The sequence below is a fragment of the Chryseobacterium sp. SIMBA_029 genome, assembly GCF_046535275.1.
Classification (GTDB): Bacteria; Bacteroidota; Bacteroidia; order Flavobacteriales; family Weeksellaceae; genus Chryseobacterium.
In genome coordinates, this window is record NZ_JAWRXA010000059.1 from 1 (window position 1) to 397 (window position 397).

Annotated in this window: 1 protein-coding gene; it reads right to left on the reverse strand. The window is 59.7% G+C overall.

Features of this window, described 5'->3' with window-relative positions; all coding sequences use genetic code 11:
* Window positions 1-57: 57 nt before the first annotated feature.
* A complete protein-coding gene (locus tag SB679_RS23195) occupies window positions 58-219 on the reverse strand; it encodes a hypothetical protein (protein ID WP_410704644.1) in 162 nt (53 codons plus the stop codon).
* Between the last annotated feature and the right edge of the window lie 178 nt (window positions 220-397).

Below are 397 nucleotides of genomic sequence, written 5' to 3' on the forward strand. Positions count from 1 at the left end.
GTGATGGGCAAGCTGACCTTCAACTGGTGAGGAAACGGCAGAACCGCGTCCGCATCCTTACGGCGCGGGCTGGCCGCCGAAGAAGTTGAAATAGCCCCAGGCGGCCGCAAAAAGCACCAGGATGGTCAGGACCACGATGAGCTTGCGCAGCGCCGGATTGATCTGGCGCGGCGGCTTCGGCTTGTTCGGTTTCTTAAACTTGATGACGTTGTCGTTCATGCTGCTCTTCTAACCCGATTGCCGCGCCAAGCACAATTGCCGCTCACAACAAGCCGCGCCTTGCGAGACTTTTGAAGAGGGCCGAGATGCCGAATGTCCAGGGCGGGCATTGCGTCGACAGTCGCATGGTGTTGCTAAGCGTTCCGAGCCCGGCCGAAGAGATCTCCACGACATCGCC